The 13839-nt window shown below is 51.5% G+C and carries 14 protein-coding genes and 1 tRNA gene; 5 read left to right on the top strand and 10 right to left on the bottom strand.

What is annotated here, in order from left to right; translation table 11 throughout:
• Positions 1-3: 3 nt before the first annotated feature.
• The 4 genes from OQV00_RS00455 to OQV00_RS00470 are packed head-to-tail and all read right to left on the bottom strand — an operon-like array spanning position 4 to position 1356.
• On the bottom strand, positions 4-324 hold the full coding sequence (locus OQV00_RS00455) for a DUF5375 domain-containing protein (protein WP_014837515.1): 321 nt from the start codon (positions 322-324) through the stop codon (positions 4-6).
• Positions 321-548: a hypothetical protein gene (locus OQV00_RS00460; protein WP_064152985.1), complete on the bottom strand. Its 228-nt coding sequence runs from the start codon at positions 546-548 to the stop codon at positions 321-323. Before OQV00_RS00460 ends, OQV00_RS00455 begins: the two co-directional genes overlap by 4 nt.
• On the bottom strand, positions 545-1093 hold the full coding sequence (locus OQV00_RS00465; protein WP_266279669.1) for a host cell division inhibitor Icd-like protein: 549 nt from the start codon (positions 1091-1093) through the stop codon (positions 545-547). Before OQV00_RS00465 ends, OQV00_RS00460 begins: the two co-directional genes overlap by 4 nt.
• The gene (locus OQV00_RS00470; protein WP_023339334.1) at positions 1090-1356 is read right to left on the bottom strand and encodes a helix-turn-helix transcriptional regulator; all 267 of its coding nucleotides are present in this window, start codon (positions 1354-1356) and stop codon (positions 1090-1092) included. The genes OQV00_RS00465 and OQV00_RS00470 overlap by 4 nt, the downstream gene beginning before the upstream one ends.
• Before the next feature lie 560 nt (positions 1357-1916).
• On the opposite strand from OQV00_RS00470, the gene OQV00_RS00475 reads away from it, so the two are divergent.
• From OQV00_RS00475 to OQV00_RS00490, 4 genes are all read left to right on the top strand, one after another.
• Positions 1917-2654 carry a glycoprotein 3 gene (locus OQV00_RS00475; RefSeq protein ID WP_266279671.1) on the top strand — a complete coding sequence of 246 codons (738 nt, stop codon included), beginning with the start codon at positions 1917-1919 and terminating at the stop codon, positions 2652-2654.
• Positions 2651-2896 carry an ogr/Delta-like zinc finger family protein gene (locus OQV00_RS00480; protein ID WP_004185270.1) on the top strand — a complete coding sequence of 82 codons (246 nt, stop codon included), beginning with the start codon at positions 2651-2653 and terminating at the stop codon, positions 2894-2896. Before OQV00_RS00475 ends, OQV00_RS00480 begins: the two co-directional genes overlap by 4 nt.
• A 17-nt stretch (positions 2897-2913) precedes the next feature.
• Complete coding sequence (locus OQV00_RS00485; RefSeq protein ID WP_266279674.1) at positions 2914-3480, top strand: phage polarity suppression protein; 567 nt, start codon at positions 2914-2916, stop codon at positions 3478-3480.
• Positions 3481-4147: 667 nt separating this feature from the next.
• Complete coding sequence (locus OQV00_RS00490) at positions 4148-5209, top strand: hypothetical protein (RefSeq protein WP_048979339.1); 1062 nt, start codon at positions 4148-4150, stop codon at positions 5207-5209.
• A 103-nt stretch (positions 5210-5312) separates the two neighbouring features.
• Here OQV00_RS00490 and OQV00_RS00495 read toward each other — a convergent pair whose 3' ends face one another.
• The 3 genes from OQV00_RS00495 to OQV00_RS00505 form a co-directional block, all read right to left on the bottom strand.
• Positions 5313-6275 (bottom strand): HEPN domain-containing protein, encoded by a 963-nt coding sequence (locus tag OQV00_RS00495; RefSeq protein ID WP_048979340.1) that lies wholly within the window; start codon positions 6273-6275, stop codon positions 5313-5315.
• Positions 6276-6289: 14 nt separating this feature from the next.
• Positions 6290-7462, bottom strand: coding sequence for a tyrosine-type recombinase/integrase (locus OQV00_RS00500; RefSeq protein ID WP_048979341.1), 1173 nt, complete (start codon positions 7460-7462; stop codon positions 6290-6292).
• Between the two features lie 162 nt (positions 7463-7624).
• A tRNA-Sec gene (locus OQV00_RS00505) sits at positions 7625-7719 on the bottom strand.
• A gap of 337 nt (positions 7720-8056) precedes the next feature.
• Here OQV00_RS00505 and OQV00_RS00510 point away from each other — a divergent pair.
• Positions 8057-8794, top strand: coding sequence for a MurR/RpiR family transcriptional regulator (locus OQV00_RS00510; RefSeq protein ID WP_004869009.1), 738 nt, complete (start codon positions 8057-8059; stop codon positions 8792-8794).
• Between the two features lie 92 nt (positions 8795-8886).
• On the opposite strand, the gene OQV00_RS00515 is transcribed toward OQV00_RS00510, so the two are convergent.
• From OQV00_RS00515 to OQV00_RS00525, 3 genes are all read right to left on the bottom strand, one after another.
• A complete protein-coding gene (locus OQV00_RS00515; protein ID WP_004869008.1) occupies positions 8887-10266 on the bottom strand; it encodes a family 4 glycosyl hydrolase in 1380 nt (459 codons plus the stop codon).
• Positions 10267-10279: 13 nt separating this feature from the next.
• Positions 10280-11839 carry a PTS transporter subunit EIIC gene (locus OQV00_RS00520; protein ID WP_015585509.1) on the bottom strand — a complete coding sequence of 520 codons (1560 nt, stop codon included), beginning with the start codon at positions 11837-11839 and terminating at the stop codon, positions 10280-10282.
• 227 nt (positions 11840-12066) lie between these two features.
• Positions 12067-13782: an AsmA family protein gene (locus OQV00_RS00525; RefSeq protein WP_064356574.1), complete on the bottom strand. Its 1716-nt coding sequence runs from the start codon at positions 13780-13782 to the stop codon at positions 12067-12069.
• Positions 13783-13839: the final 57 nt, after the last annotated feature.

Raw genomic sequence — 13839 nt, forward strand, 5'->3', positions numbered from 1 at the left:
CCCTCAGTGCAGTACAGGCGATGTCAGATGGCGGGCACAGAGCTCATCCATCACGGCGAGCCCGAGGAAGGACAGCGACGGGGCGGCTTTCAGCGGCCCGGCCTCCATCAAATCTTCCAGCAGCGCACAGGCAATCAGACGGCCTTTTTCCTCTCCGTGCTGGCGCAGGTAGAAGCCCTCCAGCTCGGCGGCGATGGCGCTTTCCAGCGCGTCGAGGGTGAGGTGAGGATAGCGGTGCTGGCGTTCGCACAGGGTCAGCCAGGCACAGGCCACGGCGCGGCGATACAGGGCGGCACGCAATACAGGCGGCAGAGGCGTTTTCATACGTTGCCCTCCCCGGTGAACCAGCGGTGATTGCAGCGCTCGACCACGCCGTCGAGCTGGGCCGTCATGAGGTAAATCACGGAGGTGAGCTGTAACTGCTGAGTCGGGTCACGACGCAGGGAGGTGCAGTCCTGCACCTGCATCAGCTCGCCGACGAACTGGCCGACGTTACGCAGGTGCTCCAGGCATTCGAGGTCTTTGACGGTGATAACGGGCTGTTTCATGAGCACACCTCCGCCACCGGCAGACGACCGGCAAACGAGAGGATGTAATCGCGAACGAGGGAAAGGCGTGCGGCGTGTTCATCACCGGCGACGGCGCGGAGCATGCAGATACGGGGCTGACGGTCTGCGCGACGAACGGCGGCAAACACAAAGACAAACTGCGGGTGTGACGGGGTGAGGGGCGTAGCCATAGGGGCAACCTCCTTGAAGTAGCGGTTATCGCCACCACCGGAGTTCTCACGCTCGGGTGGTAGCCCAGACGGGGGTGAGAAACCGGCCTTCAAGGGAACCGGCCAGCCCGAAGGCTGCCCCGCCTGAGCCACCATTACGCAGATACAGCAACGGCTTAAGAACCGATGCGTAAACAACAGGTGCACATAGGCATAGACACAAAAAAAGACGCATGGCGCGTCTGGTGTCGCCTTGAAGTAACTCGGGTTCTCACGCCCGGCTGCCGATTTTGCGACAGCGATAAGACTATACCTGGAAACGGCGAAGGGAAGCAAGCCAGAAAAAGGGGCTTTTTGCAGAACGGACATCATCATGCGTCATAGCCCCGGTTGCGTTCGGCAATACGGTCAGCCATCCACCCGGTGATTTCCGACTGCGCCCACGCCACGTTTTTCCCGCCGAGGGAGATTTGTTTCGGGAAAGCCTCGCGGCTGATGAGGTCGTAAATCGTGGAGCGGGACAGCCCGCACAGGTGCATCACTTCGGGCAGGCGGATAAAACGCTCCTGAACGGCGTCAGAGACCGGCATCAGCGGCGCGACAGGGGCAGAAGACGGGGAAGAAAAAGCGGTGTGCATCGGGCTACCTCATAAAGTCCATACAGTGCCGGTCGTGTCCGTCCGGCTTCAGGTAGCGCTCTATTTTCAGCATAAAACGGGGCATTGCAACAAGGCGGGATGTGCCTGTCACTGACACAACGCAGGTCAAAAAACACCCACATGGTAAATAAAGGGCAATATAATGCAATATGGTACATCCTCGCCCATCCTGAGAAAGTAAAATCATTAATATCAATGAATAACGGGGTAATTAACAGGAAGAAACATTTAATAAACCTTTTTTCTTCCCGTCCTGTCACAAAGAAAAGTGAACAGTAGTGAACAGTCGGTGAACACTTCTGACCTCAACTGTTCACCACTTAACTTACTGTATTACTTATTTTTTTATTTAAAGTGAACAGTAGTGAATAGTTAACAGTAAAAAAACAAACGGAGAGTCAGGTTTTCCTGAGACCTTTCTCTGGCAAGCCGGGTGTTGACGTCCTGTTTGTGCCAGCACTGCCACAACCGCAACAGGTCGTGTTGTTGTGTGTGCCCCGGCAGAATCACCTCATGTTGAAATCACGAGGAAACCTGCCATGACCGACACCACCTTTATCCCTGATTACCTGAAACCGGCGCTGGAGCGACTGGCCGCCGCCAGAGCGGCCCATCTTGAACAGGCCCGCCTGATGGAGGACACCCTGACGGCCATCACCCGCGCGGAGGAGCAGAAAGCGGAGCTGGAGCAGGATAACGGCAGCGATACCCGCACCTGGCGCGCCGCTTTCCGTGCCGGGGGTGCCATGCTGACCGATGAGCTGAAAAGCGGCCATATCGAACGCGTGGCCCGCCGTGAGCTGGCTCAGGAATGTGACAATCTGACCGAAGTGCTGGCCTTTGAACGTGACCTGCTGAAAGTCGCCTGCAACAGCACCGCAAAGGCATTCCGCCAGGCGCATCATGCCGTACTGTCTGAATACGCTAAGGAAGAGCTCGACCGCGCGCTGAACGACACCCTCGGGCCACTGGTGCGGGCGATGGTGCTGAAAGCGGATGTGATGGCAAATCCGCTCGCCAACACCATCGGCCATCAGGGGTATATCGAGCCGGAGAAAGAGGTCATGCATCAGGTGGTGACCTTCCTGACCAGGAAAGTGAGCGACTTCTCCGTCACGCCAGCGGATGAGCCGGTGCTCTCCCTGACCGGCTTCCCGGCCGTCGCGCTTCCGCACATGGACCACGACGCCGCCAGCACACCTGGCCAGCTAAAAGTCTGGCAGGAGAAAATCCGTCAGCGCGAGGCTGACCTGAAAGCGCGGGGGCTGCTGCCATGATGCACTGTCCGTTCTGCAAAAAGTCGGCGCATGCCCGCACCTCCCGCTATCTGTCGGAGAACGTCAAACAGCGCTATCACCAGTGCACCAATATTGAGTGCTCCGCGACGTTCCGCACCACTGAAGCCATCGACGAGGTTATACGTCCTCCGGCGGAGAAAGCGCCGCCTGTCGCGGAGCCGGTCACACCCCCGGCACCCCGTAAAGTGCAGGGCTGCTACAGCTCGCCATACCGCCATTAATCAGGGGAGAACTGACCATGACCACCCTCACGCTACAGCAGGCCTTTGAAGCCTGTCAGAAGAACGAAACCGCCTGGCTGAACCGTAAAGCCGAACTGGCGGCCGCAGAGCAGGAATATCAGGAACAGGTGCTGGCCGGGGATGAGCGTATACCGGGCAGAATGCAGACACTGCGCGACATTATCGATGTCAAAAAATGGGAGATAAATCAGGCCGCCGGACGCTATATCCGCTCCCATGAAGCGGTGCAGCGCATCAGTATCCGCAACCGGCTGAATGACTTTATGCAGGCACACGGCGCTGAACTGGCGGCCACGCTTGCCCCGGAGCTGATGGGACTCAGCCAGCAGCCCGCACTCCTGACCGGTCATGCGCTCGACCGTTCGGCGCATTACCTGCGCGAAGCCCTGTCCGTGTGGCTGAGTACCGGTGAAGAAATTCATTATGCGGCAGAAGACAGTGATATTTTAACGGCCATCGGATTCAGGCCTGACGCGGCTTCGCGGGTGGATAATCAGGAAAAATACACCCCCGCACAGAGCCTGATTTATGCCCGCCGGCGCACGGAACTGGCCAGTAAGTAGCCCCCGCAAAAAATCCCCGAAAATACCGCTATTTTTCCCGAATTAAGCCATGCATCCACAGGGTGCATGGTTTTGCATGCGCTTTCCCGTCCCGTCACTTCCTTCGCAGCCCTGTCCCGGCGCGGCCTGAGCCCCCGGATGCACCTGCATGAAAACCGACCCACGAAGCGGGCAGGCGAGGCGGGGAAAGCACTGCGCGCCAGCGGTAAAGTATTTATTTAATGATATTTAATTTCGCGGCCTGAGCGCGTCGCTGCGCTGCGCGGGTTCACGGGAGTGTCGGTGGGTGGTGCGGTGCTGTTCGGGGGCGTGGCGAGCCTCTGAGGCGGTCAGGTGAAGTGCAAGAAAAGGCCGTCAGGAGGATGAGGGAAATTAGTCATTTCGGTGTTTCAGGTGAGGGCTATGAAGCGGCTCAATACTTTCCTGATCTTTATGTGCCTGTAGCGGCATGTAACCTCCCTACATCCGCATGAAGCGGGCTTGGCGGGGAGAGTATTGCGCGCTAATGTCATAACTTGACTGACGAGGAATAGGCCGAATATGTATGAGCCTTTCGTAGTTTGTGCTTCCGCAAGATCTGGGGTACAAATATCCTGATAGGGTATCTGGGAAGCTGGTTTAGCTTGAAATCAGTGATAATCAAAGCATCACGATGAGGGATTAGAATATGCGTAATAATGAATACCCCCATGGTATAGTGATTGCAGTTCATCCATATCCGAGGTATTTGAATAGTGATTGGATTCTGCATACGTATATAAGTGAACATAAAGAGCCTTTTAGATGGAAAAAAAAGGTGGATTTTTTTGAGCCATTTGACTATGGGTTAGTTTTTAGTACTTATCAAGAAGCATTAAGTGCAGCCGATAAAATAAATAAAGTGATTCGAGATGCAATTAACCAACTAGACGCTCCTCAAGAAATTAAGCACTCATATTTTTTAAGGGCTGAAAAGGCAATAATGTCTAGGGGGAGACTCAAAAATGAAGAAGATCTAATGTTTAATGAAGCGTTAAGAATTACTTCTTCGTTGCCGCGACCTAAAGATAGTGAAGTCATTATTAAAATTAATGCATATAGGCGAGCAGATATTTCCATAAAAGATGAATTGCTAAAAGAGATTAAAATTAACCCCTTAATTGAAATTGCTCATTTGAAAGAAAACAGGATGGTTATTGGAAAAAATGAAAAAGGTGAGTGGGGGCGTTATCTCTATTACAACGAACGGACCACCCAAGTAGCATTTAGAGAAAAGATTTCAAGGTCTTTCGGTTTTTCAGGCCGTGAGCACTGGGGGAAAGTTAAGTCTGAAATTAGACTGAAACTATTACCACGAGCAAATGAGCTTTTACAACTTGCGAGTGTAAAAAGAATGCTTGCAGAGGCATATTCTCATGGGCATAAAGTTTTAATGGCAGGGGGATATGTATTTTGGTACGAGGAAAATGGTGATATTGGATGGACAGTAAAAACTACTAATAGCAATGAATCGATCAAAAATGGTGAAAGCATTTGGCATGATGGGACAATTATATCAAAAAACCATGGAAGGATCGTAGTTTTCCCATACATTAAAGAAAATGGAGAAAAAGTTCAGGGACATACTAAAAATGCCCCTCATGATGGAAAAGCTAAACCTCGACATCCTAGCGAGTATGTTGAGTTGCCGTTTCACATTCTTGAGGATGACTTGATGGTCGGTCTTTTTGGTGAACTTAAATATGAGTGAAATTGTGAAGCTATAATTCGTTGGCTTCAATAATTTAGCACTTCAGCACCTGCCCGCCCAATGAGGCGGTCAGGTGACGAACGCATTTCTAGTAACACAACTACTATACTTGAACGCCAAGTAATAATTTTTCCTTGAAATATTTTTCAAAGCTATCTTTGTTACCGTTAAATATTGTCATAAGTTCATCGGAATCTAATATTATATTCATGATTACTCTAAGATAATTATCTAGTTTAATGCTTTCTTCTGGTAATTTCCCTACTCTATCAGACTTCAAACTATCACCGTGGGTAACTTTAGAGCGAATATTATAGAATGATTTAATATCATCAAATGTCTTGATGGGATCATAATCATATGGTTTCAAGAAAATAGAAACGCGCTCAGATAATTTGTGTGAGAGTTCAGAGTTATCTGTTGAAAATAAACTCTCTAGTGCACTGCAGTAATGCGATATTTTCATTGCAGGATCAAATTCTCGTTTTGCTGACTTAATGAAACTGAAAGCTCTACCATATCGAGAATATTTTGAATCCACAAAGGAATTAAACACAGTAGAATTATTTTTGTATAGATGAGTTTGAATTTTGTGATTTGTATCTTCCCATTTAATTAAATCATCTCTGCTAAACTCAATATCAGTATGTCTATTTCCCCCAGCTAACGTAAACAGGCTTAATAAACTATTATTAGACCATTCAGAGAATGTTTTACGATCAGTTTTATTGCAGTATGCTATCTCGCAAAGCATACCATTATCTTTAATCAGCCAAGAGGTACTAACAAGCATGTCTATCCATAAAAGCCAACTCATCACTGCATCACCACTTGATGTTGATGGGGAAAAAAAATCATCTTGAAGGTCGGCATAAATTATGTGGTTTGCATTATATAAATGCTCGTATTCAATAATGCCTGTAAAGGATTTAATTTCTTTATTAAGTATTTTTCTTATTTTCTTTCGATCTCTTATCAGTGTTACACCGGGAAGGAGATCAAAATCATCAAAGTTATCGCCCGTAACATGCATGAATCTCAATGTTGTGTAAAATTTAAAATGCATAATTTCCCACCATGTTATTTTCTTGGGTATAATTCATCACAATACCACTGCATCATGTTTTTTCTTTTCTCTAGGTAAAGAGCGTGGTTATATGTTCCGCGAATAGTATTTTTATCCATATGAGCTAATTGCATTTCAATCCATGCACTATTAAAACCCTTTTCATGCAATATAGTCGACATGGTATGCCTGAAACCATGGCCTGTTGCACGCCCTTTGTAACCAAGTAACTCAATCACTTGAGTCACACTTTCTTTGCAAATTGGCTTACTGCGGTTATTCCTGCCGATAAAAATGTAAGAATAATGACCGGTAATGGGCTTGAGCTGCTTAAAGAGTTCAATCACTTGAGTAGATAAAGGGACAATGTGAGGCCTACGCATTTTCATCCTTTCTGCTGGGATTTCCCAAATTGCCTTTTCTAAATCGATTTCATCCCACGTAGCAAAGCGCATTTCCTGCGTCCTCACACCAGTTAACATGACTATCTTAGTCGCATTTTTAGTGATGATGCTGCCGGTATAGGCTTCAAGATCTCTGATAAAATGAGGCAATTCTTCGGCGGATAAAAAAGGATGATGCTTTTGCTTCGGCACGGCTAATGCGATAGCTAAATCAGGGGCAGGGTTGTATTCAGCTCGGCCAGTTATGATCGCGTAGCGAAAAACCTCTCCACACCGCTGGCGTATCTTGCGTGTTTTCTCCAGTGCTCCACGTTTCTCTATTCGTCGCAGCACTTCAAGCAATTCTAAAGGTTTGATCTCACCGATAGGACGTTTGCCGATGAACGGGAAAACATCTTGTTCGAAAGTCTTAATGATTTCGTCACGGTATGCCACTGTCCAGCGGTCGGCTTTGTTTGCATGCCATTCGCGGCTTATGGCTTCGAATGAGTTTTCTGTTGAAAGCTGCTGTGCCAGTTTTTGCGCTTTCCGTTCCTCAACCGGATCAATGCCAGTAGCAACTTGCTTGCGGGCGACCTCGCGCTTTTCACGAGCTTCAGCGAGGCTTATCAAGTCGTAGCTGCCAAATGACATTAACCGCGCTTTCCCAGCAAGGCGGAAACGGAACCGCCAGCCCTTCGAACCATCGGGATTAATAAGCAATGACAGGCCTTGCCCATCGTTCAATGTATATGGCTTGTCTTGGGGCTTTGCTCGTTTGATTTGTATGTCTGTCAGTGCCATGTGTATAAGTCAAAAATGTGTATAAAAAATCTATACACATCACTATACATATTTTTCATGGATTCAGGGAGAACTTGTCGGACAGTTACGGATGAGTGATTCACTATGTACTTTGAAAATAAAGGGATTTTTAGACATTCTCGGATAGCGGCGGAGCAATTTTGGCGGAAGATCACAGGAGTTGAACCTGCCCGGGACCGCTGGCGGCCCCAACTGGATTTGAAGTCCAGCCACCTCACCGGAGATGACGATCTTCCGCGCCTCGATTGCTACATGGAGGCGGGGCGCATTATAGCTACTTTCAGGCATTTACCACATACCTGAACGCACTTTTTTACTGTTAAAACTGGACTTTACAGAACAGTCTGACACAAACCCTCGTAAAATCCGCGGGTTACACTTTTATATTTTTTCTGCGAGGGCGATCTGGCAGGAAAAAACGACGCTGGAGAGATACGCAGCCGCCACCTTACGTCTCAGCCAGCAGGGCGCATGCATGCCATGTCGCTATTCGCCCTTTCCTGCCAGTGAGTTCCCCCACAGACACTCTTGCCGTTTGGTGGTAGCGTAATCTGCCGCTGAGAGGAGCCCGCCATGGACTTAGAAAATATCTTTCGTGACGTCAAGCTGAGCAAAACGGAAATGACCGTGCTGCGTTTTATCCAGAATGACCCTGAGCAGTGTGTGCGGGAAGGTATCCGCAGCGTCGCTGAGCGCTGCTATAGCAACCCCTCCTCGCTGGTGCGGCTGGCGAAGAAACTGAAGTTCAGCGGCTGGCTGGAGCTGGTCTATTTTATTAAATTCAATATCACCATGCCGAAACTCGATGTCACCAACGACATCGACTACATGAGTATTCAGCCGACAGAGCGGCTGGCGCCGCTGCTGGAAAGCCTGCAGCAGCACCGCATCCTGGTTCACGGCAGCGGCTTCTCGCAGCTGATCGCGCAATATATTTATAATAAGTTTCTGGTGACCGGCGTAAACGCCAGCCTCGCGCTGTGGCCGGATTATGAAATTCTCGAGCAAAAAAACGCCGCCAAATTTGACTCCATCTGGATCGTCTCAAAATCCGGGCGCAGCAGCTCGGCTCTGAACTGGGTTAAGGCGCTGGAAGGGAAAGAGATTAATCTGGTCTGCTTTACCGGCGATTATCAAAGCCCGTTGGCGCAGGCGGCGGATACCGCATTTATTATTCATGACCCGCAGAAGTTCGACGATGATATTTACTGGAGCAACCCGTTTTTTGGCTACTGCATATTAGGTTTTGAACGATTGCTGAAGATGTGGTTCATCGAAATGCGAAAAGAGACGCTGACTCCCCCGGTATGACTGGCCATTGATTCAGGCGCCCCGCTGAGAGAAAGCGGGGAAAGCCCGGGAGCCGATGTTCCCGGGCAAGTGCAGGTTTTCTTCGTTACCGACTATTGCCAGTCGGCGAACTGCGCCTCGTCGAGATAGGCCTCGACAAGGGCTTTGGCCAGCGAAAAAGAGCCGATCAGCGGGTGCGCCATTAATGCGCGTATCGCCAGGGATTTATCGCGCTGCAAAATGGCCGCCACTGCCAGCCGCTCATACTCTTTCACGCTGGCAATCATGTTCTTCTGCGCTGTCGGTACGTGCGCTGGCGTCACCGGTTTTAAGCCGTCTCTGCTCAGATCGCAGCTGATCTCAATCACATCGTCAGGACGCAAGAAATCGAGAGTGCCATTATTGGGCATAGAGACCACGATTCGTTTGGTGGTGCGGCTGTTGACCGCCTCCAGAATATCCAGCGCTACCCCGGCGTAGCCGCCGGTATCCGGCTCCTCGATAAACTGGCGCAGGGTTAACGGTTCGCGGGTATGGAATTTCTCCTGCTGTGACTCGTTCTGCATGTAGCTATTTTCCCGGCGCAGGTAGTGCGTCATCCACAGAGAAAACGCCGCCTGCGGATCGGCTTTCACATCAATGCCGCGCAGCGCGTCCCGCATATCGCGATTGATACGGGCAATCTGCTCGCCGCGTGTTTCGTCCGCGTCCTGAATCGCTTTTAACGCCACTTCGCGATAATAGTAATAATAGAGGTACTCGTTGAGTAATTGCTTATCACACAGCTGAACCAGCTCCGGCGAGAAATACTGCATCGCCGTTTTACGGTATAAATCCGGGTTGGCGATCAGGCGTTCGGTCACCTCTTCCCCACGCACGGTAATGTGGGTAAACCAGGAAAAATGGTTCAGCCCGTAGCACTCGACGCTGAGATCGCGCTCGTCGCAGCCGAGAATCTCGGGCAGTTCGCGAATCAGCTCCGACGGCGCATCGCAAATACCGTACACCCGGCGCTTAAAGCCGGACTTGATGATCGCCTCGGTGACCAGCCCCGATGGGTTGGTAAAGTTAAACAGGATCGCATCCTCGGCGGCATGCTCTTCGATCAGGCGACAGTAGTTGAGGATCGCCGGGATCGAACGCATCGCCATGGCAAAGCCGCCCGCGCCGGTAGTCTCCTGGCCTAAGGTATTATGCTCAAGCGCAATACGCTCATCGCGAATACGACTCTCATCGCCGCCAACCCGCAGGGTGGTAATCACATAATTTGTGCCTTTCAGCGCAGCGACCGGATCGGTGGTCGTACTGAACGCAATATCCGGACGAATCGTATTAAACACGTAACGGGCAATTTCACCAAACAGGGCCAGATTATCTTCCGAGCTGTCCAGAAATACGACTTCCGTTAAACCTATGCGGTGGGCATTATAAGCCAGAGATTTCGCCAGAAATGCAGAGCGAACGCCGCCCCCGCCTAATACGGTTAATTTCATACATCACTCCCAATTAATTTTCTGCCAGCCAGCTATCAACTCGGGAACGAACCTGTCCCACTTTGACGCCATAAATAACCTGAACTTCATTACGATTTCGTACGACGCCATTAGCACCGGTGCTTTTCAATATGAGATCATCAACCAAATCCATATTTTTAATTACCACGCGCAGGCGAGTGAAACAGTTGTCGACCGAAATAATATTTTCTTTGCCGCCGAGGCCACTAATAATCTCATCGGTCACCGACTGCGGATTACCGACCTTTTTACGATAATCTGCTTTGCTGTAGAGCTTCACGTTATCGTCGTCTTCACGGCCCGGTGTTTTTAAATTCAGCTTCACCACCAGGGTGCGGAAAATAACGTAATAAACGGCGAACTGACCGATACCGATAAGTACATACCCAGGCCAGCGCGTTAATGAGACCGGCAGCGGCAGGTTGTAAATCAGGAATTCGATAAGCCCGGATGCGCCCCACGGCCGAACGGTAAAGATGTCACAAACCGCTTGTGACGCGGCGGTCAGGGTGGCGTGAATCACCCAGAGCAGCGGCGACACGAACAGGAAGGTGAACTCAATCGGCTCCGTAATACCGGTGAGCATTGAGGTAATAATGGCGGGCAGCAGAATCGCCTTAGCCATCATTTTTTTCTCCGGTTTCGCCGTGTGATAAAAGGCCAGCGATGCGCCAGCGAGGCCGAAAATCGTGGTCATCCCCTGCTGCGAGAAACGTAGCGCATCGTTCATGACCGGGGTCAGATCCGGGTGGCGCATATAGGCGAGGAAAATCGCCTGGGTACCGGAAACGACCTGCCCGTCAACGTTTAGCGTACCGCCGATTTGCGTGAGCTGGAACGGTGACCAGACAAAATGGTGCAGGCCGGTGGGGATGAGGAATTTTTCGAAGAAGCCATAAACGAAAACCCCCGCCACGCCGGCATTTTTCATAAATCCGGTTAACGCTCCAATACCGTGGGTCATAAACGGCCAGATCCAGGTGAAGGCGATGGCATAGAAAATCACCACCGGAGTCATGGCGACCAGGGTCAGCTTGGCGCCGCCGTACATTGACAGCGCGCCGGGTAGTTCGATGTTCGAAACTTTGTTATGCACCCAGGCGATGGTACAGCCGAGGATAATGCCGAGGAACACCCCCATATCGACGACCACAAAACCGAGCAGTTGCGTCTGACCGGTGCCGTAATATTCGCCATTAATTTTTTCGGCGATGCCGTGGGTATGTTCCAGCCACGAATGGTTGGCGCCCAGAAACATAATAAAACACATCACTGAAACCAGTGCGACTTCTGTTTTTTTATCTTTCGCCAGTCCATAACTAATACCGACGCAAAAAAGTAATCCAAGATTGCCAAACAGCGGCCAGAACGTATCACCGAGTAATTGTCCTAGCTGATGTAAAAAACTGGTTTCAGAAATTAATGTCGGGTTGGTTAAGACAGAACTGAGTGCCAGAATCAGGCCAATGACGGGCAAGAACAAGACTGCACCGATCATTGCTCTGGAGAATTTTTGCATATTCTCCAGAATACGTTGACGTATTGCGGACATAGTCGTTCCTTTATTTTTATATTTACATAGGGTTTTTAATTGTTATCTCTACTTCCAGTATTTTGTTTATAGCAACTCCGATCTTTGAAAGAAACAGGTTGCGGGAAATAGGTACAGATAGCCGCAAAATGCACACAGGTTTCGCAGAGAGAAAGGAGTGCCTGAGGGGCCGATGGACGAAGAGCAGAGCGAGGCCCTCTCTCCGGCGAAGAGAGGGCGGAGGGCGATTACGGTGCTGGCGGGGGAGCGATCGGCTGAGCCGGCTCGCTGTTTAGCTGGCCGTTGCGCATTACTTGCGCAACCTGCTGTTTCTCCATATTCACCGCGCTGAGCTGGCCGTTAACCGTCGGTTTCAGCGGTGCATCGGCCTGCACGCTGCCGCTGGCGGTCAGCTGGAAATTACCGTCGCCGGAAACCGGCAGGGCGGGCCAGCCCCAGGCCTGCAGAATGTTCAGCGGTACGCCGCGGCCGTTCAGGCTCAGCGTGACCTGGCGCTGGGGAAGCTGCGACACCGCGGCGGTGGCCTGCAGAATACCGCGCTCGGTAAAGGCGCTAAGCTCGGTAATGTTGACCGTTGAGGCGTTGGCGCTGAGCTTGAGCGACGGGCGCCGGACGTCAACGCGATTAAACGTGGCGGCGGCGGCGTTCAGCGTTGCGCTGCCGCTCCATACGCCCCAGCGTCGATCCTTCACCAGCTGCAGCTCGCCGCCGTAACCGTCAAGGGCGGTGATCTGCCACGGGAACGTGGGGTCGATATCGATAACCAGGTTGCGGCTGGCGCTGAATTTCTTCAGCGTCAGGCTTTCCAGCCACGTGGGCAGCGACTCCATCCACAGCTGTTTCCAGTTTTCCGGCAGGGTATATTCCAGTCCGGCAAAGGCGGTGTCATCCAACACCAGCGCGTTACCCGCGCGCAGCCAGTTGCCAGAAGTCCGTACCATTCCGCCTTCCCAACGTGAGGTGAACTGGCGCAGCGCGATGCCCTGTGGGGAAAATTCGGCATTGGCGATGGGATCAAGCAGATGCAGCGATCCGTTAATAAATTCGCTGGCGTTCATCGACAGCGTGCCGTCATCGCTTTGCCATCCGCCCTGGCTCAGGGTCAGGTTGCGCAGATTAAGGTCGAGATCCGTCACCGCCCAGTCCGGCCCCTGCAAACGGGCGTCGGTCACGTCGAGACGGCCAATTTGCAGTGAAGGGACGCTGGTCAGCGGGGTAAAGAATTCTGTCAGCGATTTATCGCTCTGCAGGCGAATTTCGTTGAGCTGCAGATTATCAACCCGCCAGCTGCCGTCGGCGCTGCGTTTGGCGTTGCCGGTGAGCGTTCCGCGGGCAATATCGGCGCCCAGCGTGGATAACGTCACTTCACCATTATCAAGGCTTCCCTGGATCAGCACGTTACTGGCATCCACGCCGTTCAGGGTCAGCGAGCCTGCGCTCATCTGAATCTGCGCTTTTTTCCCCAGTACGTTGCCTGCTTCCGGCGCCCACGGGCTGACGCCGCCGGTTACCCGCTGCGCGCTCAGGTCCCAGCCGGTTTCCGGGCTGTTAAACGCCATATTGCGCAACTGCAGACGATCGGCGGCAAAGGGTAAAGAAGCGGAGGACGGCGAGAGATTTAACGTCCCGTCGCTCAGCACAATCTCGTCGGCGTGCAGCGGATCGCTGAACTGGCGGGTACTGAAGCCAATATCCACCGTTTTAGCGACCAGCGTCGGCGGTTTGCCGTCGCGCCCGAAAGTGACATTTTGCAGTTGCAGGTGGAGAGGTGAAGAGAAACTGTGATCCATCGCGTCGAAGGAGACCTGCCAGCCGGTGCCCTCGCTCAGCCAGGCGCTGGCCTGACGCGAGCCCCAGTGGGTCTGTAGCAGGAACCAGGCGGCAACGATGACGACCAGCAGGGCGGTCAGCAGCCAGAGAATCAACTTTCCAGGAAATTTCATGGTCTTACATCCTGAGCGAGGCACATAAGGCTGTTATGCCCGAATTATGCGCAATCC

The organism is Klebsiella sp. DY2415, from assembly GCF_026314315.1.
Taxonomy (GTDB): Bacteria; Pseudomonadota; Gammaproteobacteria; order Enterobacterales; family Enterobacteriaceae; genus Klebsiella; species Klebsiella ornithinolytica.